The sequence below is a fragment of the Clostridiales bacterium FE2011 genome, from assembly GCA_017569305.1.
Lineage (GTDB): Bacteria > Bacillota > Clostridia > Christensenellales > Aristaeellaceae > Aristaeella.
Genome location: CP069418.1, coordinates 2,573,347 through 2,596,495 on the forward strand (window position 1 = coordinate 2,573,347; position 23,149 = coordinate 2,596,495).

The following is a 23,149-nucleotide window of genomic DNA, read 5'->3' on the forward strand; positions in this document are numbered from 1 at the left end:
CCATATACGCGGCGGAAACGAAAGAAAAATACACGCGTATTTGATATTCATGGTATTATGAATACAGATACATTACGGACGGAAAGGAAAGTGCTGAATGAGGGATCTGTATATCCGGAGCATGGGCCTGCTGGAACAGCTGCCCCGGGAAAACTATCTGGCAAAGCTGCCGGTGGTAAAGCATCTGGCGGACGACGGGATTACATTCCATAAGCAGGTGACTTTCTTTGTCGGGGAGAACGGATCCGGGAAATCCACGCTGATTGAGGCGCTGGCGATCTCCCAGGGCTTCAATCCGGAGGGCGGAACGAAGAACTTCCATTTTTCCACGGAGAACTCCCATTCGGAGCTGTGCAATTACCTGAAGGTTGTGCGGGGATTTCTCCATCCGCGGGACGGTTTCTTCCTCCGGGCGGAGAGTTTTTATAACGTGGCGTCCAACATTGACCAGATGGACAGGGAGCCCGGGTGCGGGGGCCCTGTGATTAACAGTTACGGCGGTGTATCCCTGCACAGGCAGTCCCATGGAGAAAGCTTCCTGGCGCTTGTGGAGAACCGGTTCGGAGGACAGGGACTGTATATCCTGGATGAGCCGGAAGCGGCCATGTCGCCCCGGGGAATCATCCGGCTGATGCAGAATATGGATGAGCTGGTCCGGAGGGACAGCCAGTTTATTATCGCGACTCATTCCCCGATGCTGCTGGCATTCCCGGGCGCGGAGGTTTACCAGATCCGTGAGGAAGGAATTGACAGCGTGCGCTTCCAGGATACGGATCACTACCGGACAACGGTAAGGTTCCTGCAGAACCCGGAAAGCGCAGTAGACGAAATCCTGGGAAGGGAATAGAGACAGGTAGGAGGCGGTGTCATCGCTTTGCGATGACAAATGCTGTGATCGCTGTATTCCGCAATCTCAATGGTCGCAACTCCACACTGTGGAGTTTGCTCCCTTTCGATTGACCTTAGACCCGATGAGATTTCCGCCACTGGCGGTCATCGGTTCTTCGCCCAAAGCGGCTGTGCGCCTTTGACAGCTGTAGCATGGGAGTTGTTACCCAAATCATAGATTTGGACAACTCCTCAACAATTAAGAATGAAGAATGCAGAATGATCCGCTGCGGCGGGAATGACAACGTGGGCGCTGCGAGTTATTCAATGTGCTTTGGGTGTCATCTTGAGCAAGTGAGCGTAGCGAACGCGTCGAAAGATCTCCCAGCCCGTTTGCAATCGGGAACGCAATCTGAACATCAGAGTGATGAGTGAAGAGAGAAGAGCGTGCCGCTGCACGGAAGGTAAATAAAAAAGTACACCTATCAAGATTGATGGAGAGAAAAATGGATATCAGGCAACTGGACTATGATGAATATAAATGGCCGTGCATGAGACCCAGAGTTTTATTACAAGGCGATATCCTTTTATAAGAAGAACGGCTTCCAGGTCATCGGTTTTGACAGATATGCCTATTCAAACCATGACCCGGAGAAACATGATATGCGGATTGAAATGGGCAAAATGCTGGACCGGTAAACCGGATAAGACCAGCATTGAAAATATACAGGAGGAAGAAATATGCAGATTGGAAGCTCCAATAATACCGAAGCGGTGAAGGAACAGTATAAAACATCCAATGGACTGGATACCAGGATTTCGTTCCATGACAAGTATTCAACCAACAAACTTGGATATGGAAACTGGATTGTTTCAAATTACCAGATCAGCGCAGGAATGAAGGTCCTGGAACTGGGATGCGGTACGGGAAGCCTGTGGATCGGAAGGGATGAACTGATCAGTCAGTTTGGAAAACTTGTGCTCACGGACTTTTCGGAGGGAATGCTCGAAACTGCGAGAAAGAACCTGGGAGAAAAGGATCAGATTGAGTATCGGGTGGCGGATATCCAGGACCTGCCGTTTGAGGACAACACCTTTGACATGGTGATTGCCAATTCCATGCTTTATCATGTTCCCGACATCAATAAAGGAATCAGCGAAGTCAGAAGAGTACTGAAGGACGACGGAACGTTCTATTGTGCGACCCTGGGAGAAAACAACTTTGTTGAGCAGCTTGCCGAATGGTTTAAGCTCAGCGGGGAGAACTTCAATCCCAACCATAATTTCACGATGCAGAACGGAGCACAGAAATTAAAGACTGCTTTTTCAGAGATTGAGGCAAGGATCTACAAGGATTCCCTTCACATAACGGATATTGACGATCTTGTAAGCTATCTGACCAGTCTGGCTTCGCTCAAGGCTTTGAATGACGTTCCGGTGGAACGGCTGAAGGAAATCATAGCAGAGCATGCCGTAAACGGTGTGGTGGATCTGCCCAAAGAGTACGGAATGTTTATAGCCCGGGGATATGCGGGATAATATGGGGAGGGGAAATACCCTGCCAGCCGAAAAAATGAATCCGAACCTTTTATGGGTTCGGATTTTCTGTTTGCCTCATTTGACAGCCCACCAGGCTGATATTTGGCTCATTGAAAACTGCAACAATGAATGCCTGCGGGCACTATGAGTTGAGCATCGATCATCAATGTGTCCGGGAATCCGGGCATATATCAGGATGAGGCTGCTGTGCGTTTAGTGGGGATTGGTGAAGAAGTTGATGATGCTGTCTATACCCTGAAGGGCATTTGCGTCATCTGCGGCAGGTGTTTCATTGGTGTTGTGGCTGGATACCAGATCATGAATGGATTGACAGTTCATATGACGTAAAAGGGTCCGGGCAGTGCTGTAAGCCTTTTCCATACGGCCGTCCCCGCCGCCAACCAGGATCACAGCGCCTTTTTTCTCTTTTGCGATTGGTTTTTCCTTTCGAAAGAACGCGGCGCAGTAATAGGTCTGGAGCCTGCTTCCCAGATCCAACAGTTTGCCTGTCAGCTCTGAAAAATACACCGGGGAAGCGATCAGGATGTTGTCACATTCCTGGATATAGTCATAGATTTCCTGCATTCCGTCGGTGATGGCGCAGCCGCTGTGTTCCCAGCAGTAACGGCAGTCAACACAGGGGGAAACGTCGCATTGATATGCGTTTACGATTTCGTATTCCCCGGGCAGTTTCTTCGTCAGTTCCTTGATCAGGCTGGCGGTGTCGCCGTTTGCCCTCGGGGAACCGTTCAGTATCAGTGTTTTCATTGTGCTCCTGTTTCTGCTTATTTATGCCATACTTCGTTCATGAAAGCGATCCGTTTTTCAAGCCAGTGCGCAAGCTGCTCGGCGGATTCCGCCTCGTTTTTGCAGGCAAAGGCTTCCCGGTTCAGTTCATAGTCGATGGGAGACTTGTCTCTCATATTGCTCCAGCGTTTATAGTTTTTCGTGAAAGCAGATTTATATTTCTGGCTGTCAGAACGGATCGACTCAATGATTTCGGTGAACACTCCCCGGTCGTAAAGATCCGTCCACTTGTTGGCGATGATGTCCTTGTACCAATCCTGCTGTATAAGCACGGCGAGCCAGGGGTTGATTGCCCGATACTCATGATTCACGTCGTCCACCACATTGGCCGCGTGGTACCCGCGCCCGGATTCGATCACATAACGGTTTCCCATGGACGAATCGAAGTCCCAGGGAGCCTCAAACCGCAGTTTTTTGTCACCGTTGCTGCTGAGGTCGGCACTCATGAAAAAGCTGGAATAGTAAATATCCGGATCGCAGGTGATCTCACTCAGGATATACATTTCCGCAAGGGAGCGGACGTCGACGACAGCCTCGACGGCTTCCCGGGGCGTCATAGACGAAGGTACGGTACTGCTGAAATCTTCGGTCATCTCCAGGGCTGTACCGTCATAGGCGGCGGAATACATGATGTCGTATGCGTTGGAGATAAAGTTCCGGATCGTGTCACGCTGGACTTCGGAGCGGATATTGCTCTTGATTGTGTAGCCCACAAGGTCCTTTTTGTGTTTGTAATCCGTGCAAAGCGGCGTGAATGCCTTCGGCGTCGGGGCACCGTTAAACGGAATCAGCGGCGCATAATCGTTGTAGTCGATGGTGAAAGTGTACAGGGGGTCTTCCAGCGTGTAATACGCGTCAAATTCTACCAGGTATCCCACGTCCGGTTCGACCTCTCCCTCTTTGGGTTCCGGTACGTTCACGCGACCCTTGGCCGCCTCCTGCTGCTCCGCGAGGAGGTATACGCCCCAGTATTTGCCGTTGATCTCCACCTCGACCAGCTCGCAGTCGGAGCAGTAAAGGCCTTCGTCAAGGATCTGGTGCGCCATTTTAAAGGCTGTCTTGTTCCGCAGCATGGAAAGGTCCTTGTATTCCGCCAGCAGAAGCCAGTTTTTGAAAGCCTGGCCTCCGTTGAGCTCACCCATGGACTGCTTTTCCGCGAATTTGATCCGCAGCGGCTTTTTCTCATAGCTGGTGGTCCAGTTGCCCCTGACCTTGACCTGCGCCTGCATCTTGTCGACGGAGGTTTTGCCGTCGGTTCCGGTATAGGAGACGGTGCATTCGACATAATAGGGTTCGGGAGGAATCTTGTAATTGGGCGTCCAGGAGGCGATTGCCGCGGAGACGTTGCCCTTGACAGGGTCAGTTACAAAGCGGGTACCTTCTTTCTTGTCAACGGTTTTGATGGAAACCAGGGGCAGCAGCCTGCTGGCTGCCTGCGCACAGGCGCAGCAAAGAAGGAGTGCTGTGAATAACAGTGCTGCAAGGAATGCTTTCGTATGTTTCATACTGCAGGTTCCTCCCTGTAGAAAGGTATGGAAAAAGGAACTGAAAAGGTGTGGGGTTTTGGAAGCTATGGGTTCATTCTACAGAAGGGGGAGGGGAAAGTCAAATGAGGGGAATGAATACTGAAAACTTAAGACTTAAAACTGATGGGGTTATTGATCAAGTGTTCGGTTTTTGTTCAGTCCACGGATCTTTACAAGTTTTAGTCGCATAGGGGAGCCGAACCCCTGTTCCGTTCGCTCAATGGTCGTTCAAGTCCCTTGGAGCGGGACTTGCCCTCCCTTTCGCGCTAACAAACTCAGGTCGCTTCCTGCTGCGCAGGACAGCCCACTGGGCTGACGCTTCCTTCGTTTGCCTCTCCAATGCACATTGTGCATTGGAGAGCCCAGGGGTTCGACTCCCCCTAGGCGACAAACAAAAAACAAGACCACCCGTGAAGGGTGGCCTTGATTTTTTGTGGAGCATAGGGGAGTCGAACCCCGTCTCACTTCACTTCGTTCGTTCGGTCAGGTTCGCAATAGTCGTCTGCCTTCTCTGCCGTTCGGCAGACTCCTTTGCTCACCAGGCTTCCGCCTCGCTTCATCTGCCACCGGCAGCGCTTCGGCTCCGCCCCTCTCCAATGCTTCGCGTTGTCGAGACAGGGGTCGACTTCCCCTTGCACACATAAACGAAAATCACCACCCATGAAGGGTGGTGATTTTGTTTTGTGGAGCATAGGGGAGTCGAACCCCTGACCTCGACAATGCGAATGTCGCGCGCTACCAACTGTGCTAATGCCCCATATATGACTACCGGAAAACTCCGGTGTAGTCTCCCGCGTTTTACGTCTGCGGGTCTGGAGACGACTCAGTCTTTCGACTGCGTGCGGAAGTATATCACAGTTGGGAAGAAAAGGCAAGGGATTTTTGACGGAGGGCTTTGTTTTCGGTATAATCCGGATTACAGATGAATGTGAAGGAGAGAGGGAGATGGCTGTGCGGATGCGGGCCTGGCTTCTTGGGTTGTGTATAGCATGCCTGCTCTTTTTTATTTTGCCTGTTTCGGCGGAAACGGGGGAGCTGAGCATCTCCCTGCCGGAGACGGTGAAGGGATATACGCCCTGCGAGATTGTGATCCAGTCCCCGGTGGCCGGAGAGGCGGAACTGAAGCTGTTTGACGGGACGCAGAACCTGTGGATGGTCCGGAAGGAACAGCTGAAGGACGGGGAAAACATTCTGCCCTGGGACGGACTGGGAGAAAACGGCGAGCGGATGTTTGCCGGGCCCTACCGTTTTGTGGTAAAGGTGAAGACGCCGGACGGAAAGGAACTGGCGAAGGAAAAGAAATTCAACATCAGCGGAACAACGGAGACGCTGGTTTACGCGCTGCCTTCCTCGGATACGATGTACCTGGAGGGTGGGGACAAATGGTTTGTGGAGTGCTATGTGTCCGCGACCTGCCTGGTGGCGATGGAGGTCAAGGATAAAGATGGCAACATTGTCTATACCCGGGATGAAAGCGTGCGGGATCCGGACGGCGTCTGCATCAACTGGCGCGGATCGATCGATACCCGGCACAAGCTCAGCCCAGGGGAATACACGGTCCGGATGTGGAGCAAGCTGAACCCGGCCTATGATCACACTTTCCCGCTGACGATCGTGGATAAAGCACCGGAGAAGCCGGCAATCGCGGCTACCGGCCCGGTGATGCCGGAGAGGGGCATGAGCGATGAGGAAATCTGGGAGATCATGATGAAACCCTCCGTGGTCATCAACGACAACGGAACCTTCCGCCGCTTTAACCTGTACGGGACGCCGAAGACAGGTACACGGCCGATCGGTACGCTGCGGTGCGCCCTGCAGGGACTGGAGATCCTGGACACTGACGGTGTGTGGGCGCACGTCCGGGCTGCCCGCCACGAGGACGGCCAGATGGTGGAAGGCTATTACCTGGTCAAGAACCTGACGGTTTACAATCCGAACCCGCACTACGGGGTGCTGATTGACAAGAAGGAACAGACGCTGACCGTATTTGAGGACGGGAAGCGGATCGGCACCGTACCGGTTTCCACCGGCCTGGTGACCCCGGGCAATTCCTACCGGGAGACGCCGCCCGGGGCATTCCTGACGGATGTGCATACGGGCGCCAGCTTTGCCCAGGAGGGATACCGGTATGAGTATCCGCTGCGGTATGACGGCGGCAACTATATCCACGGCGTGGGCTACGTCCGGAACGGCCGTTCCCGGGACTATTCCAACAACGAGCAGCTGCTGGGAAAGAAGGCTTCCCACGGCTGCACGAGGGTCAGCCTTTTCCTCCGGGAAGGCAGTCCGATCAACATGTACTGGCTGTGGATCCACCTGCCGTATCACACCCGAATCCTCATCCTGGACGACTAATTTATCTTTTCCTATATAAATGAAGGAAAAAAAGTCATTGACAACGAAATAAAACTATTTAGTATATTATGCGGATTTTTATCGCATGAAGGAGGATGTATCCATGGCTCTGACCCCGAAAGATATCGCCGCGATGCTTGATCATTCAACGCTTCAGCCCTGGCTGACAGAAGACGATATACGGCGCGGCTGCGAGGTCGCCCTGAAATATCAGACAGCAAGCGTGTGCGCGCGCCCCTGCGACGTGCCGATCCTGAGTGAAATGCTGAAGGGCAGCCCTGTGAAGGTCTGCACCGTAATCGGCTTCCCCCACGGCGCGCACCAGACCGCCGTCAAGGTGGCTGAGGCAAAGCAGGCGCTGGCTGAAGGCTGCGAGGAGCTGGACATGGTCCTCAATATCGGCAAGCTGAAGCACGGCGACGCCGACTATGTGGAGAATGAGATCCGTCAGCTGGCTGAGACCGCCCACGCGGCCGGCGCCATCCTGAAGGTCATTCTCGAAACCTGCTACCTGACAGAAGAGGAAAAGATCCTTGCCTGCCATCTGAGCGAGAAAGCCGGTGCGGACTTCGTCAAGACCAGCACGGGTTACGGCTCTGCCGGATGTACGATTGAGGATCTGAAGCTGATGCGGGCCAATGTGTCGGAGGCAATCCGAATTAAGGGCTCCGGCGGCATCCGGGACCTTGATACGGTCCTGTCCGCACGGGCCGTCGGAGCAAGCCGCTGCGGTGTGAGCGCCACGGAGAAGATCATGGCGGAAGCCGAGAAGCGGTATGCGGAAGGCACACTGAAAGAGATTGAAGATCTCAAAGAGATGTCTGGTGGATATTGAGTCCGAAGGACAGACAAATTCAGAATTAAGAATTCAGAATTCAGAATTATAACTGGAAGAGGTTATCGACTATGTACACTAAAGTTGCGACTGATATGAATTTTGTTTCCCGGGAGCAGGCTATCGCGAAGATGTGGAATGAGAAGGACATCATCCGCAAGTCCTATCATCACCGGGATGGAAGCGAACGCTTTACCTTCTTTGACGGACCGCCTACCGCAAACGGCAAGCCCCATATCGGCCATATCGAAACCCGCGTTATCAAGGACCTGATCCCGCGCTACCAGACCATGAAGGGCAAGAGCGTGCTGCGCAAGGCCGGCTGGGACACCCACGGCCTGCCCGTTGAACTGGAAGTGGAAAAGGCCCTGGGCCTGGACGGCAAGCCCCAGATCGAAAAATACGGCATCGAGCCCTTCATCGGCGAGTGCAAGAAGAGCGTGTGGAAGTACCTGCACGAGTGGGAAAAGATGTCCGAGAAGGTCGGCTACTGGGTCGACATGGAACATCCCTATATCACCTATGAAAACTACTACATCGAGTCCGAGTGGTGGAGCCTGAAGCAGATCCACGAAAAGGGACTGCTGTACCAGGGCCACAAGATCGTGCCTTACTGCCCCCGCTGCGGAACCGCCCTGTCCAGCCACGAAGTGGCCCAGGGCTACAAGAACGTGAAGGAAACTTCCGCGTTTGTCCGCTTTGCCGTGAAGGGTGAGGAGAACACCTATCTGCTGGCCTGGACAACCACCCCGTGGACCCTACCGAGCAACCTGGCGCTGTGCGTGAACCCCCGCGATACCTACTGCAAGTTCACCGCGCCGGACGGAAAGAAATACATCATGGCCAAGGCCCTGACCGAGAAAGTGTTTGAGGGACAGGAACTGGCCTTTGAAGCCGAATTCGTCGGCACCGACCTGAAGGGCATGGAGTATGAACCCCTGTACCGCTTTGTGGAGCCGGACAAGAAAGCCTGGTTCGTGGTCTGCGACGACTACGTCACCATGGAAGACGGTACCGGTATCGTTCATATCGCTCCCGCCTTCGGTGAAGACGACAACCGGGTCTGCCGCGAGAACAACGTGCCCTTTGTGAACCTGGTGGATACCCAGGGTAAGTTCATTGCCGAAACCACCTGGGCCGGAACCTTCGTGAAGGATGCGGATCCCCTGATCCTGCAGGACCTGAAGGACCGCGGCCTGCTGTTCGCGGCTGTGCCCTTCGCCCATGACTATCCCTTCTGCTGGCGCTGCGACACGCCCCTGCTGTATTACGCACGGCCCACATGGTTCATCAAGATGACCGCACTGCGGGACAACCTGGTGCGCAACAACCGGACCATCAACTGGATGCCGGACAACATCAAGGAAGGCCGTATGGGCAACTTCCTGGAGAACGTTATCGACTGGGGCCTCAGCCGTGAACGGTACTGGGGAACGCCCCTGCCGGTATGGAAGTGCGAAGAAGGCCACCTGCACGTGATCGGTTCCATCAAGGAGCTGCGCGAGATGGCCATCAACGATCCGGGTCCGGACATCGAACTGCACCGTCCCTTCATCGACGCGGTGACCATCCGCTGCCCCGAGTGCGGCAAGGAAATGCACCGGGTGAAGGAAGTTATCGACTGCTGGTACGACTCCGGCTCCATGCCTTTTGCCCAGTGGCACTATCCCTTTGAACACAAGGAAGAGTTTGAAGCGAACTTCCCCGCGGACTTCATCTCCGAAGCCATCGACCAGACCCGCGGATGGTTCTACACCCTGGAAGCGATCTCCACCCTGCTGTTTGACCGGGCACCCTTCAAGAACTGTATCGTGCTGGGTCACGTGCAGGACGCCGAAGGCCGCAAGATGTCCAAGCACCTGGGCAACGTGGTGGATCCCTTCGTAATGCTGGATAAATTCGGCGCCGACGCGCTGCGCTGGTACTTCTACACCACCTCCGCTCCGTGGCTGCCCAGCCGCTTCAGCGAAGAGGCCGTGCAGGAAGGACAGCGGAAGTTCCTGGCTACCCTGCAGAACACCTACGCGTTCTTCGCCATGTACGCCCAGATCGACGGATTCGATCCTGTGGCCCATCCGCTGGAGAAGACCGAGCTGACCCTGATGGATCGCTGGATCCTGTCCAAGCTGAACACCCTGATCGACCAGGTGGACGATGACCTGGCCAACTACCGGGTGACCGAGAGCGCCAACAAGCTGGCAGCCTTCGTGGACGAGCTGAGCAACTGGTACGTGCGCCGCGGCCGTGAACGGTTCTGGGGCAAGGGCATGGGCGGAGACAAGGAAGCCGCTTTCGCCACCCTGTATCATGTGCTGGTGACCCTGAGCAAGCTGTGCGCGCCCTTCATCCCGTTCCTGGCAGAAGAGATCTACCAGAACCTGGTGGTGAACAACGTGCCCGGCGCTCCGGAAAGCGTACACCTGTGCGACTTCCCGGTGGCTGACAAGGCTGCCGTGAACACCGATATCGAAGAGCAGATGGACGCCCTGGTGGAAGCCATCCAGCTGGGCCGCGCCTGCCGCAACACCGCGAACCTGAAGGTGCGCCAGCCCGTGCAGAAGCTGTACGTCAAGGGCGCGAAATTCGAGAAGGCCTACCAGGAACTGTGCGAAGACGAACTGAACGTGAAGGAAGTAATCTTCACCGACGACGCACGCGCCTTCACCACCTACCTGCTGAAGCCGCAGATGCGGACACTGGGACCGAAGTACGGCAAGCTGCTGGGCAAGATCGGCCAGTACCTGGGCCAGATGGACGGCAACGACGTGGTGGACGCCTTCGCCCGCGGCGAGGAAGTTTCCTTCATGATCGATGACACTGAAGTGAAGCTGAACAAGGACGACGTGCTGACCACGCCCATGAACAAGCCCGGATTCATCGCGGCGGAAGACCGCGGCGTGACCGTGGTGCTGGACACCAACCTGAATGACGAGCTGATCCGCGAAGGCTACGCCCGCGAGGTCATCTCCAAGGTGCAGACCATGCGTAAGGACGCCGGCTTCGAAGTGACCGACCGCATCAGCCTGTACTACGAAGGCGATGACGAGCTGGCCGCCGCACTGGAAGCCTACGCCGAAATGATCGGCCGGACCACACTGGCCACCTCCATGGCACGGGGAACCGCGCCGGAAGGCAGCGTAAGCCAGAAGTGGGATATCAACGGAAAGAAAGCTGAACTGGGGATCGCGAAAGCATGAGGATCGCCATGATCGGGCAGGACGTACCGACGCTCCTGCCCGCCCTTTTAACTGACCTGCTTTTTGCCGGAGCTGAAGCGAACGCAGAAGTGACGGTGGAGGAAGGCAATCCTGCGATGCAGGAGCTGCTGCAGGGCTACGGGGAAAAGATCTTTGCAAAGGCCGGAAAGGGAGGAACCTTTCAGGTCTTTTCCGAGCGCGAAAAAGTACTGGAAGGCGCCGACTGCGTGATCTACGCCGGCGACTGCCAGGCTGCCAGCCGTTTCTTCCAGGACCGCAGCGCACTGGACTCCGACGAGGAGGAAGATCCCGGCCTGACGGACCAGGCACGGGTGAACGGCGGCATCGAAGGCCTGCTGCACGCGCTGCGGGCCGGAGAAGTGATCCTGAAGCTCTGCGACGATATGGACAAATACTGCCCGAAGGCGCTGGTGATCAACCTGGGCCAGCCTGTGGCGCGGACCACCGCGGTGTTTGAAGACCGGGGATACCGCTGCTACGGCATGGGCCGGACGCCTATGCGGGGCGCCAACGGTATAGACAACTATGCCAAGCGGCTGCAGATCCGCCCGGAAAACGTGCAGGCGGTGACCGCCGGCCTGCCGGGATTCGCTTTCCTGATCGAGATGAAGGACGGAAAGACGGACCTGCTGACAAAGCTGAAGAAAGCCGCGGACAACGGCGAACTGGGCAGCCTGGCCAGGCGCTGGCTGGGATGGTGGGACGCGATCCCGGTTGGGGACGTGACGGACCACGCGGAGTTCCTGCCCGCCCAGGAAGGCTTTATCCCGGATGAACGCCCCGAATTCGGGGAGACCGTGGAAAAGCGTAAGGAACGCATCCTGTATATGAACACCGTGCGGGATCAGGGAGCGGACAGCCGTGAGGGCGCAATGGCCCAGCTGCTGCTGCTTTCCAAGGTGCCGCCGGTACGGCCGATGAAGCTGGCGCTGGCGCTGCTGCGTAACGAGACGGCGGAGATTCCCGCGGTAGCGAGGAAGAATGGCGGCACCATGCCGCAGCTGTCTCCGGAAGCGATCATCGAGACCGCCCTGATCCTGAAGGACGGAAAGCAGGAGATGCCTGCGATCCGGGTGCCGGAAGCGCTGGCGGATATCCTGTGCGAAGTGGACAATGCGAACCGGCTGGCGGCGAAGGCTGCCTTCGGCGACCGGGAAGCCCTGCGGGAGTATGTGGAAACAGATCCGGCGCTGGACGGCCTGGACCGGCTGTACTGCCGTGACGTTGTGGACGCATTAATCAGGATGCACGAAGACGTACTGACGCGCTTCTGAGCAATTCACAATTCATAATTCATAATTCACAATTATGAAGTGTGAAACCGGAAAGTCTGGCATTGCTGTGGTAAGCATATTGTATGTGATCAGCTTTGGATAGATTAGCGCAGTATATTTCATTATGAATTATGAATTGTGAATTATGAATTGAAAGGGAACCGATTTATGTTCTTAGCTGACAGCTGGAAGGACTATGAAGTGTTGGATACCGGCGACGGCGAAAAGCTTGAGCGCTGGGGCGATATTATCCTGCGCAGACCGGATCCTCAGACGATCTGGCCGAAAGCACAGGAAAAGCTCTGGAAGAGCGCCCAGGCCCATTATCACCGGAGTGAACGGGGTGGCGGCGAATGGGAGTTCCTGAAGAAACTGCCGGAACGCTGGACCGTGAAGCACGGGGATCTTTCCTTCTATGTGCGGCCCACGGGCTTCAAACATACAGGCCTGTTCCCGGAACAGGCGGCTAACTGGATCTGGATGAGCGACCTGATCCGGAAGGACGGACGGAAAGATATCAAGGTACTGAACCTGTTCGGCTATACCGGCGGCGCCACGCTGGCCTGCGCTGCCGCGGGCGCGCATGTGACCCATGTGGACGCGGCCAAGGGCATGGTGCAGTGGGCCAAGGAAAACCGGGAGCTGAGCAAGCTGCCGGAAGACAGGTTCCGCTGGATTGTGGAAGACGCCCTGCGCTTTGTGCAGCGGGAGCTGCGGCGCGGCAACAGCTATGACGGTATCCTGATGGATCCGCCCAGCTACGGCCGGGGACCTTCCGGCGAAGTATGGAAACTGGAAAACGAACTGTACGGGCTGATTGAAACCTGCGCGCAGGCGCTGAGCAAGGAGCCCCTGTTCTTCCTGATCAACAGCTATACCACCGGCTTCCAGGCAAGCGTGCTGAGCAACATGCTGGAGAAGTGCGTGGTGAGCCGCTTCGGCGGGAAGGTGGACAGCGAGGAGCTGTGCCTGCCCGTGACCGCGGGCGGTGTGCTGCCCTGCGGCGCCAGCGGGAGGTGGCAGCGTGATTGACCTGATCGGGGATATCCTGTACGAGGATAACCAGGTGCTGGTGGCTGTCAAACCGCCGAACATGCTGTCCCAGGCAGACAGGACCGGGGATCCGGATATCCTGAGCGTGCTGAAGAACTATATTAAAGAGAAGTATCACAAGCCCGGCAATGTCTATCTGGGCCTGGTGCACCGGCTGGACCGGCCGGTCGGCGGACTGATGGTCTTTGCCCGGACGAGCAAGGCGGCAGCACGACTGGACGCCCAGCTCCGGGAGCATGATATCGGCCGGCAGTATCTGTGCGTGGTGACCGGCGACGTGCCGAATGAATTCACCCTGACCGATTACCTGATCCACGACGAGATCAAGAACCGGGAAGTGGTGTGCGAGGCGGATGAAAAGGGCGGCAAGATGGCCATACTCCATGGCCGCTGCATTGACCGCCGGAACGGAACCGCCCTGTGCGCGATCCGCCTGGAAACCGGACGGAAGCATCAGATCCGGGCACAGATGAGCAATATCGGGGCGCCGCTGTGGGGAGACAACCGCTACGGCAAAGGCATCCCGGGACAGCAGATCGCCCTGTGGGGCTACAAGCTGACTTTCCGCCATCCCACCCAGAACGAGCTGATGACCTTCCACTCCCTGCCGGACGGAGGCATCTGGGATACTTACGCAGACCTGCTGACAATTCCGGAGGATACGGATCTCCCGAAGGAACGCCCGGCGCTGGTGCTGCGCGAAGAGGTCGTGCAGAAGCTGGAAGAGTTCGACAAGTTCAAGGAAATCAAAACAGACGAACTGTTGTAATACAGCAGGAAACCTGCTGGATTACAAATTCACAATTCATAATTCATAATTCACAATTATGAAGTGTATGCTGAATTGTGATTCTGTATCCGGACTGAAAAGTGAGATTGCACTGCTTTGACGGAGTTCAGGAAGATAAGTATATTCAATTATGAATTGTGAATTATGAATTATGAATTCAGAAAGGATTTGCCTTGAGTAAACCATTCAGTTATGAAGTGCTCCATGTGTGCAAGCAGTCCGGCGCGCGGCTGGGCGTGCTGCACACACCGCATGGAGATATCCCCACGCCGATTTATATGCCTGTGGGTACCAGTGCCTGCGTCAAGGCGATGACGCCCCGGGAAATGAAGGAAATCGGCACCAAGATCCTGCTGTCCAATACCTACCACCTGCATTTGCGGCCGGGCGAAGCCCTGGTGAAGGAAGCCGGCGGGCTGCACAAGTTCATGGGCTGGGACGGCCCGATCCTGACGGACAGCGGCGGATTCCAGGTGTTCTCCCTGGCGGGAATCCGGAAGATCAAGGAGGAAGGCGTTACCTTCCAGAGCCATCTGGACGGCTCCCGGCAGTTTATCGGCCCGGAAGAGTCCATGGATATCCAGCAGGCGCTGGGTTCCGACATCGCCATGGCCTTTGACGTGTGCTCTCCCTATCCCTGCGACTGGGAGACGGCAAAGAAGAACATGGAAATCACCCACAGGTGGGCGGAACGGTGCAAGAAGCACCACACCCGGGAAGATCAGGCACTGTTCGGTATCGTGCAGGGCGCATTCTACAAGGACCTGCGGGTTGAGAGCGCCAAGGCGCTTTCCAATATGGATTTCATCGGCTACGGCATCGGCGGCCTGAGCGTGGGCGAGCCGAAGCCTATCATGTATGAAATGCTGGATGAACTGATGCCCCATATGCCGGAGCAGAAGCCCCGGTACCTGATGGGCGTCGGAACGCCGGACTGCTTCATCGAGGCAGTGATCCGGGGCGTGGACATGTTTGACTGCGTACTGGCCACCCGTATTGCCCGCAACGGCAGCGTGATGACCAGCAAGGGCCGGGTTGTGGTGAAGAACGGGAAATACGCCCACGACTTCAGCCCCCTGGACGACCAGTGCGACTGTTACGCCTGCAAGAACTTCACCCGGGCTTATATCCGGCACCTGTTCAACGCGAAGGAGATCACCGGCGGACGGCTGGCCTCAATCCACAACCTGCGATTCCTGATCCACATGATGGAGGAAATCCGGGAAGCGATCGCGAATGACAGCTTGCTGGACTACCGTAAGGAGTTTTACGAGAGATATGATCTCACTAAGAATTTCTGATGGATCAGAAATTCTTAGGAATTCATAATTCACAATTCATAATTCATAATTATGATTAGTGTATTTACCCGGTGCGTGTCCTGTATCATTGTGCATTATGCATTATGAATTATGCATTATATAAAGGAGGACAAACCCATGAAGATCTTACCCGTAAGCGACCCGTCATTCCAGAACTACGGCCAGGTGATGACCGGCTACGACCTGAAGGAACTGCTGGAGACCCTGGACAAGGTTACTCCCTGCCCGGACGGTGTGGAATATGTGCCGGAGCAGCCCGAGCTGCAGGCGCTGGCCATCGAAAAGGACCTGCGGAACAACGCCTATGGCGGAATGCCCATCCAGATCGGCTGGTGCAACGGCCACAACACCAAGATGAACTGCCTGGAGTATCACCGGGACAGCGAGCTGAACGTCGGCACGGAAGATTTCATCCTGCTGCTGGCCAAGCGTGAAGATATCGTGGACGGCATTCTGGACACCGACAAGGTTGTTGCCTATCTGTGCCCCGCCGGCACCATGGTTGAAGTATATGCCACGACCCTGCACTATGCTCCCTGCAGCGCCAAGAAGGGCCAGGGCTTCAAAGTGATCGTGGTTCTGCCCAAGGGAACGAACCTGGCGAAGCCCGAGTTCACCGTGAAGAACGCTGAAGACGAACTGATGACCGCTGCCAACAAGTGGCTGCTGGCTCATGCGGATTCCGCTGAAGCCGCTTCCGGCGCGAAGGTCTGCATCAAGGGTGTGAACCCCGACATCGCGGATCTGATCTGATCAGCAATATAAACAGGGGACGCTGCAATGAACGCAGCGTCCTTTTTCATGTTGTGGTATAATATATCTGTTAAGCTGACAAAACAAAGCAGGAAAAAACAGGATGTTTCCGTGCGGATCGTTTAATGTATTAACAATACGAGGACGGGAGGCAAAGAGTATGGACAGACCCATTACTACACTGTTTATGCTGATGTCGGTGGACGGAAAAATAAGTACGGGAGCATCTGACGTACTGGACGTGGATCAGGACTTCCCTTATATGGATGGCGTCAAGGAAGGCCTTCATCAGTATTATGAGATAGAGCAGACCACGGACTTGTGGTCGCTGAACACCGGCAGGGTGCAGGCAAAGCTTGGGGTGAATGAAAAAGAGATGCCGCCCAAGACACCGGTTTCTTTTGTGCTGGTCGATAATTCCCATCTGAACGAGCACGGAGTCCGGTTTTTCTGCGAACTGTCGAAGCAGTTTGTGCTGATTACCACCAATCCGGATCATCCGGCCTTCAGGGTGAAGGCGGATAACCTGGGGATTATCCTTCAGGAAAAACAGTGCCTGGAAGAGGCACTTGTGAGGCTGAAGGAAGAATACGGGTGCGACAGGATCACGATCCAGAGTGGCGGAACCGTGAACGGACTGTTCCTGAGGGAAAAGCTCTTTGACTTTGTGGACATCGTTGTGGCGCCGGTGCTGGTCGGAGGAACGAATACCTCCACCTTGATTGACGGCGAATCCATTACCACCAGGGAGGAACTGGACAAGCTGGGGATACTGAAGCTGATCGATTGCGAGCAGCTGGAAGACTCATACGTCAGGCTGAGGTATGAAGTGATCGGATAACAGAAGACAAAAGGAAAAGGACGCTGCAATGACGCAGCGTCCTTTGCTTATTCATATGCTGTGAATTAAAGCTTATACAGTTCGCTGAATTTCTTCTTCAGGTGGTTTGTATAAACCTTCGCGTCCAGCGGACCGCCCATGGCGGCAGGCAGCAGATCCTGCGGCTTTTTCAGGCTGCCGTACTGGTGAATCTTATCGGCCAGCCAGGCGGTAACGGGGGCAAGGTCGCCCTTTTCCACCGTGGTCCAGACGTCCACGTCCTTTTCCATCTGCCCCAGCATCTGCACGCCGTAGGCGCTGCCCAGGGCGTAGCTGGGGAAGTAGCCGATGCCGCCGAAGGACCAGTGGCTGTCCTGCAGGACACCGCGCTTATGATCCGGCACGTCCACGCCCAGCACTTCCTTGTACAGCCGGTTCCATTCACCCGGAACATCCGCCACCTTCAGGTCGCCGGCGATCATGGCCTTTTCCAGTTCATAGCGGATCATGACGTGCAGGGAGTAGGTCAGTTCGTCCGCTTCGGTCCGGATCAGGGAAGGCTTGGACAGGTTGATGGCGGAATACAGCTCGTCTTCCGTGACGTCCTTCATCTGGGCGGGGAAGACTTCCTTCATGATCTTCAGCAGGGGAGTGCAGAAGGCGCGGCTGCGGCCGATGAGGTTTTCATAGAACCGGGACTGGCTTTCATGTACGCCCATGGATACGCCGCTGGCCAGATTGGAGAACTGCAGGTCGTCCCGGATGTTCAGCTCGTACAGGGCGTGACCGCCTTCATGGATGACGCTGTACATGCTGGAGAAGGGATCATTCTCATAATAGTGGGTGGTGATACGCACATCCCACTTGTTGGTGCTGTCGGTGAAGGGGTGCTCGGTTTCGCCCAGGGTGCAGTTCAGGGGATCAATGCCTTCCAGGGCCATAACCTTCCGGGAAAACAGGCGCTGGTCATTGACGGCCCAGGGTCCTTTCATAAAGGCAGGAACCGGCTTTTCCCGGGCGGCCACTTCCTTAATGACCGGGGACAGATCCTCCCGCAGGGTGCGGAAGAAGGGATCCAGGGATTCCATGGAAGCGCCTTTTTCAAACTGATCCAGCAGGACGTCATAGGCGGGCTTGGATGGATCCTTCAGGGAGGCGAAGCGGCGGCGGAAGGCTACGATCTTTTCCAGATAGGGAGCAAACAGGTCCCAGTCGCTCTTTTCCTTCGCGTCATGCCAGACGGCGCCGGATTCGTTTGTCAGCTCCTGATAGGCAACGAACTCCTCCATGGGCAGGATGTTGTATTCATCATAATTCTCCTTCAGCAGTTCCGCCTTGCGGAAGGTGACTTCGTCGGTCTCCTCTTTATGCTGCAGGATGGTCTCCAGCATTTCACCGGTTTCCGGGTTGACCAGCTGCTTGTAGGCCAGCTCGGTCAGGTAAGCCAGGGCCATACCCCGGCCTTTCCAGGAATTTTTGGGCGCGACGGTATCGCCATCCACGTACAAAATGCTCTGGGCGTGGTTCAGGGCATAGGTGGATTTTTCCAGTTCATCAAGTTTTGCGATTGCTTCATTCAGGGTCATGGGGTTCACTCTCCTTTATGGGCATGATTATAGCAGAAACCTGAGAGAAAAAGAAAGACGAGCCGGCGCCGAATGCCGGGACCATGAAAAACATTTTCCTTCGGGCTTGCCTGATGACCCTGTGCGCAGGTATACTTGCTGTATTAACAGCGATGGTTCCTTTCAAAAAGAGAAGGAAGTAAAAGAGGGACAAGGGCATGCCGTATTATCCGGAGAGAAGACCGGATCCGTATGCGGAAGAGCGGAAGCGGATCGAAGAAGCCGCGGCGCGGAAAAAGCGCCGCCGGCTGATCCTTGCTGCCGTGTTTGCCCTGATGATTATATACAGCGTGATCCGGCTGATCGCCTACGGCGCGGAATACTATTCCTCCCGGGAGACCAGCCAGGCCCTTTATGAACTCTATGAAGAACCTACAGAGGCGGTTGCTGTCACTCCGACGGCGGCCCCGACAGCTGTGCCCGTAACAGCGGCCTCGCAGCAGGAAATGGCGACCCCGGAACCGGAACCGACACAGTCCGTTTTCCTGCCGCCGGTTCCGTATCCGGATAATCCGAATCTCCAGGTTTCGGAGCGCTTCCGGAAACTGAAAAAGAAGAGCAGCTATATCATGGGCTGGCTGAGCGTGGACCAGCTGGAGGAAGCGGTTGGCCTGAAGGACAACACTTTCTTCCTGACCCATGACATCAACGGAAAGAAAAACGCGAACGGCGCGATCTTTACCGATTCCAGCATCAATCTGCTGACAAGGCCCTACACGGTATTTCTGTTCGGCCATAACATGAAGAGCGGGAACATGTTCGGCCGGCTGCGGAAGTATAAGGAAAGCGCCTATTACTACAAGCACAGGATTATTACTTTTGACAGCCAGTATGAGGACGGGCAGTACGCTGTGTTTGCCGTGGCGGACATCAACACGGAACCGGGAGACCGGAATTACTACAACCTGTGGGCGCTGGATTCCAACCGGGTGGATGAGCGGGAAGAAGCTCTGAAACAGCTGCTTGCCCGGTCTTATCACGCGAATATGCTGGACGTGCGGCCGGACGAACAGCTGCTGATCCTGGTGACCTGCGACCACAAGGAAACGGACCGCCTGGTCGTTGCAGCGCGGAGGCTGCGGGACGGAGAAAGCGAGAATAACCTTACGCTTCCGCGTTATTAAGCCGCATTTTCCGGCAGAAAAAAAGTCCTGAAAAAAGTGCTTTACAAAGCGAAAATTCTATGATAATATACCATCTGTTCGGGGCATTAGCGCAGTTGGTAGCGCACAACACTGGCAGTGTTGGGGTCAGGAGTTCGAATCTCCTATGCTCCACAAAAAACGGATCACCTTTATGGTGATCCGCTTTTTTGTTGTGTCGCACAGGGAGATCCGAACTCCTGCCCGACGCTGCGAGGCAGTGGAGGGGGGAACGAAGGAAGCGGTAGCCCAGTGGGCTATTTGCCGTAGGCAAAAGCGACCTGAGTGAGTCAACCGAAACGAGCAATGCGACCGCTCCAAGGGAGCAGGGCGACGATTGAGGTTGCGGAACAGGAGTTCGAATCTCCGGGCAGGATACCCTGGATTTTTGTTTTTTGTGTACCGAATGTGTACCGGTTTTTGAAAATGGACGGAATAAGCGGCAAGAGCAGTGACAGAGGGACAGACTTTCAGTCACATTTTCTTCGAAAACAGTGACAGACAGTCAGTCCCTGGCAGTCACACTCTTGCCGCTTTGCGTCCTTCGGACGTAGTAAGGGATATCCGCAACCTCAATCGGCGTGGCTCCACACTGTGGAGACCACTTGTTTCGGTTGACCTCACCGCCGACGAAATTTCTGCCACTGGCAGTCCTCGGCGGTTCGCCCTCTCCTCGCTTCGCTCGCTCAGAATGACAGCCTTTTTGTGCATTGTACTGTGCTACGAATCTTGTTCAAGGGAAGGGAACAAAAAGAACCGCCCCCTGTCTCTTTCAGAATTTCGGGAACTAAATTCATCCATTCAGCGTCTAACCCATTGACGGAGAAGTACGGCACCGGCCAATCCTTTCCGGATCACGAAATCCATGATAACATTGAATAAGTTCAACAGGAGGCTGAAGATGATGAAAAAGAACCTGCTCACGGGATTTGTGTGTATCATGCTTTTGCTGCTCCTCTGTGTATCCGCTGCGTATGCGGAGGATGCGGAGAAGAATCTTGCCGAATACGGGCTGAACCCGCAGGACATCCTCCTGGAGAAAATCAAATTTCTCCCAGATGAAAACGACATAAGGTACTCGTTTTCCCGGGAAGAACGCCCGTTTTATCTCTGGTTTGACGTCACGGGAGACGGTTGTGTGGATCTGTGCACCGAAAGGATGTTCGGAAGCGGAATGGTCCGCATTCAACTGTCGGTCTATGATCCGCTCAATCAGAAAACCTACATCCTGGATGGCTATGATCAGTATTTCCTGCTGGACAGCATCACGGACGGAAGAATCATCATCAACAAAAAAGGACCGTATGGTTACGGGGAACCCGTCACAGTTACCCGTGGCACCGTTATCCTGGACAATAACCGGCTGCTCTTTGTAGCTGATCCGGAACCGGCTTCCGGGGAAGACGATCCATTCGATCCGGCACAGGCAGCCGTTTCCGCGGATGCAGCTGTCCGGGTTGCTTGCGGCTATGTCCGGGGAAACCCGGACGCTGAATACTACAATGAAGCCACCGTCGGTCACATTGTGACTGAAGACGGGAAAGCTTGCTGGCAGATCATGTTTTCCTGGATCGGGAACCAGCGCTATACCGTATGGGTAAACACGGAAACCGGTGAAGTGGAAAATGGGTTTTGAGTACTGAAAGTGGAAAGGATCTGAAAGAACGAAAAGAATAATCGGCAAGAGCAGTGACAGAGGGACAGACTTTCAGTCACATTTTCTTCGAAAACAGTGACAGACAGTCAGTCCCTGGCAGTCACACTCTTGCCGCTTTTCGTCCTCCGGACGTAGTAAGGGATTTCTCCACTACGGCTATGCCTTCGGTCGAAATGACAGCCTTGTTGCACGCTGTTCTGCCATATGGATGGCACTTGTCCACATAAAAACTGCGGAGTTTTTTACTCCGCAGTTTTGTTTAGTCAATCTATATTTCTTACAGATCCAGTCCTTCAAATCCCTGCCAGACGTTCTTGCCGCTGTAAGTAATGGCTTCAGCTTCGCCGCGCAGGACCTTCAGGACCGGGAAGGCCATGGCTTCCTGCTCCATCTCGCCCGGATAGACATAGATCGGGGCAATCCAGCCGCAGCGTTCCTTGATGCCTTCGGTGATATCGTCAAAGCGCATCAGTCCGCCGGTCAGCAGGATTGCGTCCACCTTGCCGCAAAGCACCGCGCTCATTTCGCCAATGCTCTTGCAGATCTGGTAAATCATGGTGTTCCAGACCAGGGTGGCCTTTTTGTCTCCCTGCTCCACGAGGGCGTGGACTGTATCCGAATTGGACGTGCCGAAAAGGCTGACGAATCCGCCGGACCGGGAGCACATTCGCCGCACATCATCCAGGGGATGGGTTTCAAGATAATCCAGGAGTTCCAGCACCGGCACGCTGCCGATCCGGGTGGGGGCAAAGGGACCGTCGCCGTCCGCACCCATGGTGCCGTCGATCATTTTTCCGTGATAATGCGTGCTGACGGTGACGCCGCCGTCAATATGGCCCACAATGAAGTTGCAGTCCTCATAGCGCTTGCCGATGGACTCCGCATGGGCCTCAGCAACGGCCTTGGGATTCAGCACATGGGAGTGGGGTGTGCGGTAGAGGCCGCGGATACCGGTGAGGCGCGCGTAGTCGCAGTATTCATCCACGTTGGTAGGATTCAGTGTATAGGCCGGCTTATGATAGTTCTGCGCAAACCGCCAGGCCAGCATGACGCCCAGCTTTGCGGCGTGTTCGCTGCCGCCGACAGCGGCTTCGGTATCGTCATAAAGCTTCTGGTCGATGATCGTGACGCCGCTGGGCTGGGTGCAGGCGCTGCCGCCGCGGCCGACAAACACATCGATATCGGAGGGGTCTACCCCTTCTTCCTTCAGCATATCCAGGATCACCTGGTAACGGAAAGGCACCTGGCCGTTCACGTGGGGGAACTGCAGCAGAACCGGCGCGTCATGGAACTGGCTTTTCTGGAACAGTTCCTCTTTGTTTACAAAGAGGCTGATTTTGGTGGAGGTGGAACCGGGATTGATGACCAAGATTTTAAAATCCATAACTATAACCCAACGCTATTCTTCAAGAATAAGCTTTCTTCTCAGAAAGCTGGAATATCAATTCGACGCAATGAAAGGATAACCCTTTGCATTAATTATGTTTTTCAGGAACAGGGGAAAGGCATCCGTTTTTTGATGACCGAATCCGGCATCTCATGCACAGAAACCGGCAACATACGTCCGGGCATCTTGAACCCATCAGGTCCTTCTGTTACTGTATG

The 23,149-nt window shown here is 55.1% G+C and carries 17 protein-coding genes and 2 tRNA genes; 14 read left to right on the top strand and 5 right to left on the bottom strand.

The window, feature by feature from the left end; translation table 11 throughout:
- Positions 1–97: 97 nt before the first annotated feature.
- Together JRC49_11620 and JRC49_11625 are read left to right on the top strand one after the other, a co-directional pair.
- On the top strand, positions 98–847 hold the full coding sequence (locus JRC49_11620) for an AAA family ATPase (GenBank protein ID QTE70443.1): 750 nt from the start codon (positions 98–100) through the stop codon (positions 845–847).
- Positions 848–1,569: 722 nt separating this feature from the next.
- Positions 1,570–2,367, top strand: a complete 798-nt coding sequence (locus JRC49_11625) for a class I SAM-dependent methyltransferase (protein QTE70444.1) — start codon at positions 1,570–1,572, stop codon at positions 2,365–2,367.
- 213 nt (positions 2,368–2,580) lie between these two features.
- Here JRC49_11625 and JRC49_11630 read toward each other — a convergent pair whose 3' ends face one another.
- The 3 genes from JRC49_11630 to JRC49_11640 form a co-directional block, all read right to left on the bottom strand.
- Entirely contained in the window at positions 2,581–3,135 is a 555-nt protein-coding gene (locus tag JRC49_11630; protein QTE70445.1) for a flavodoxin family protein, read from the bottom strand.
- Between the two features lie 17 nt (positions 3,136–3,152).
- Complete coding sequence (locus JRC49_11635; protein QTE70446.1) at positions 3,153–4,679, bottom strand: CotH kinase family protein; 1,527 nt, start codon at positions 4,677–4,679, stop codon at positions 3,153–3,155.
- A gap of 705 nt (positions 4,680–5,384) precedes the next feature.
- Positions 5,385–5,457 (bottom strand) — tRNA-Ala (locus tag JRC49_11640).
- A gap of 188 nt (positions 5,458–5,645) precedes the next feature.
- Here JRC49_11640 and JRC49_11645 point away from each other — a divergent pair.
- The 9 genes from JRC49_11645 (at position 5,646) to JRC49_11685 (ending at position 17,141) form a co-directional block, all read left to right on the top strand.
- Positions 5,646–7,055, top strand: coding sequence for a L,D-transpeptidase family protein (locus JRC49_11645; protein QTE70447.1), 1,410 nt, complete (start codon positions 5,646–5,648; stop codon positions 7,053–7,055).
- A 103-nt stretch (positions 7,056–7,158) separates the two neighbouring features.
- Positions 7,159–7,890 carry a deoxyribose-phosphate aldolase gene (gene deoC, locus JRC49_11650; protein ID QTE70448.1) on the top strand — a complete coding sequence of 244 codons (732 nt, stop codon included), beginning with the start codon at positions 7,159–7,161 and terminating at the stop codon, positions 7,888–7,890.
- A gap of 71 nt (positions 7,891–7,961) precedes the next feature.
- Positions 7,962–11,087, top strand: coding sequence for an isoleucine--tRNA ligase (locus JRC49_11655; protein QTE70449.1), 3,126 nt, complete (start codon positions 7,962–7,964; stop codon positions 11,085–11,087).
- Positions 11,084–12,382, top strand: a complete 1,299-nt coding sequence (locus JRC49_11660; protein ID QTE70450.1) for a hypothetical protein — start codon at positions 11,084–11,086, stop codon at positions 12,380–12,382. The genes JRC49_11655 and JRC49_11660 overlap by 4 nt, the downstream gene beginning before the upstream one ends.
- A 168-nt stretch (positions 12,383–12,550) precedes the next feature.
- Positions 12,551–13,414, top strand: coding sequence for a class I SAM-dependent methyltransferase (locus JRC49_11665; protein QTE70451.1), 864 nt, complete (start codon positions 12,551–12,553; stop codon positions 13,412–13,414).
- A gap of 1 nt (position 13,415) precedes the next feature.
- A complete protein-coding gene (locus tag JRC49_11670; protein ID QTE72872.1) occupies positions 13,416–14,204 on the top strand; it encodes an RluA family pseudouridine synthase in 789 nt (262 codons plus the stop codon).
- 194 nt (positions 14,205–14,398) lie between these two features.
- Positions 14,399–15,526, top strand: coding sequence for a tRNA guanosine(34) transglycosylase Tgt (tgt, locus tag JRC49_11675; GenBank protein QTE70452.1), 1,128 nt, complete (start codon positions 14,399–14,401; stop codon positions 15,524–15,526).
- A 138-nt stretch (positions 15,527–15,664) separates the two neighbouring features.
- On the top strand, positions 15,665–16,300 hold the full coding sequence (locus JRC49_11680) for a DUF4867 family protein (GenBank protein ID QTE70453.1): 636 nt from the start codon (positions 15,665–15,667) through the stop codon (positions 16,298–16,300).
- 160 nt (positions 16,301–16,460) lie between these two features.
- Positions 16,461–17,141: a dihydrofolate reductase family protein gene (locus tag JRC49_11685; protein QTE70454.1), complete on the top strand. Its 681-nt coding sequence runs from the start codon at positions 16,461–16,463 to the stop codon at positions 17,139–17,141.
- Between the two features lie 65 nt (positions 17,142–17,206).
- Here the strand turns inward: JRC49_11685 and JRC49_11690 are convergent, their stop codons facing one another.
- On the bottom strand, positions 17,207–18,706 hold the full coding sequence (locus JRC49_11690) for a carboxypeptidase M32 (protein ID QTE70455.1): 1,500 nt from the start codon (positions 18,704–18,706) through the stop codon (positions 17,207–17,209).
- Positions 18,707–18,903: 197 nt separating this feature from the next.
- On the opposite strand from JRC49_11690, the gene JRC49_11695 reads away from it, so the two are divergent.
- The 3 genes from JRC49_11695 to JRC49_11705 all read left to right on the top strand — a co-directional run bounded on the left by JRC49_11695 (position 18,904) and on the right by JRC49_11705 (position 21,523).
- Positions 18,904–19,869, top strand: coding sequence for a class B sortase (locus JRC49_11695; protein ID QTE70456.1), 966 nt, complete (start codon positions 18,904–18,906; stop codon positions 19,867–19,869).
- Positions 19,870–19,949: 80 nt separating this feature from the next.
- A tRNA-Ala gene (locus JRC49_11700) sits at positions 19,950–20,022 on the top strand.
- A gap of 766 nt (positions 20,023–20,788) precedes the next feature.
- Positions 20,789–21,523: a hypothetical protein gene (locus tag JRC49_11705; GenBank protein QTE70457.1), complete on the top strand. Its 735-nt coding sequence runs from the start codon at positions 20,789–20,791 to the stop codon at positions 21,521–21,523.
- Positions 21,524–21,821: 298 nt separating this feature from the next.
- Here JRC49_11705 and buk read toward each other — a convergent pair whose 3' ends face one another.
- Complete coding sequence (gene buk / locus JRC49_11710) at positions 21,822–22,928, bottom strand: butyrate kinase (GenBank protein QTE70458.1); 1,107 nt, start codon at positions 22,926–22,928, stop codon at positions 21,822–21,824.
- Between the last annotated feature and the right edge of the window lie 221 nt (positions 22,929–23,149).

Coding starts and splice junctions, on each gene's coding strand:
- JRC49_11620 (QTE70443.1), top strand. CDS start 98: ATGAGGGATCTGTATATCCGGAGCATGGGCCTGCTGGAACAGCTGCCC.
- JRC49_11625 (QTE70444.1), top strand. CDS start 1,570: ATGCAGATTGGAAGCTCCAATAATACCGAAGCGGTGAAGGAACAGTAT.
- JRC49_11630 (QTE70445.1), bottom strand. CDS start 3,135: ATGAAAACACTGATACTGAACGGTTCCCCGAGGGCAAACGGCGACACC.
- JRC49_11635 (QTE70446.1), bottom strand. CDS start 4,679: ATGAAACATACGAAAGCATTCCTTGCAGCACTGTTATTCACAGCACTC.
- JRC49_11645 (QTE70447.1), top strand. CDS start 5,646: ATGGCTGTGCGGATGCGGGCCTGGCTTCTTGGGTTGTGTATAGCATGC.
- deoC (QTE70448.1), top strand. CDS start 7,159: ATGGCTCTGACCCCGAAAGATATCGCCGCGATGCTTGATCATTCAACG.
- JRC49_11655 (QTE70449.1), top strand. CDS start 7,962: ATGTACACTAAAGTTGCGACTGATATGAATTTTGTTTCCCGGGAGCAG.
- JRC49_11660 (QTE70450.1), top strand. CDS start 11,084: ATGAGGATCGCCATGATCGGGCAGGACGTACCGACGCTCCTGCCCGCC.
- JRC49_11665 (QTE70451.1), top strand. CDS start 12,551: ATGTTCTTAGCTGACAGCTGGAAGGACTATGAAGTGTTGGATACCGGC.
- JRC49_11680 (QTE70453.1), top strand. CDS start 15,665: ATGAAGATCTTACCCGTAAGCGACCCGTCATTCCAGAACTACGGCCAG.
- JRC49_11685 (QTE70454.1), top strand. CDS start 16,461: ATGGACAGACCCATTACTACACTGTTTATGCTGATGTCGGTGGACGGA.
- JRC49_11690 (QTE70455.1), bottom strand. CDS start 18,706: ATGACCCTGAATGAAGCAATCGCAAAACTTGATGAACTGGAAAAATCC.
- JRC49_11695 (QTE70456.1), top strand. CDS start 18,904: ATGCCGTATTATCCGGAGAGAAGACCGGATCCGTATGCGGAAGAGCGG.
- JRC49_11705 (QTE70457.1), top strand. CDS start 20,789: ATGATGAAAAAGAACCTGCTCACGGGATTTGTGTGTATCATGCTTTTG.
- buk (QTE70458.1), bottom strand. CDS start 22,928: ATGGATTTTAAAATCTTGGTCATCAATCCCGGTTCCACCTCCACCAAA.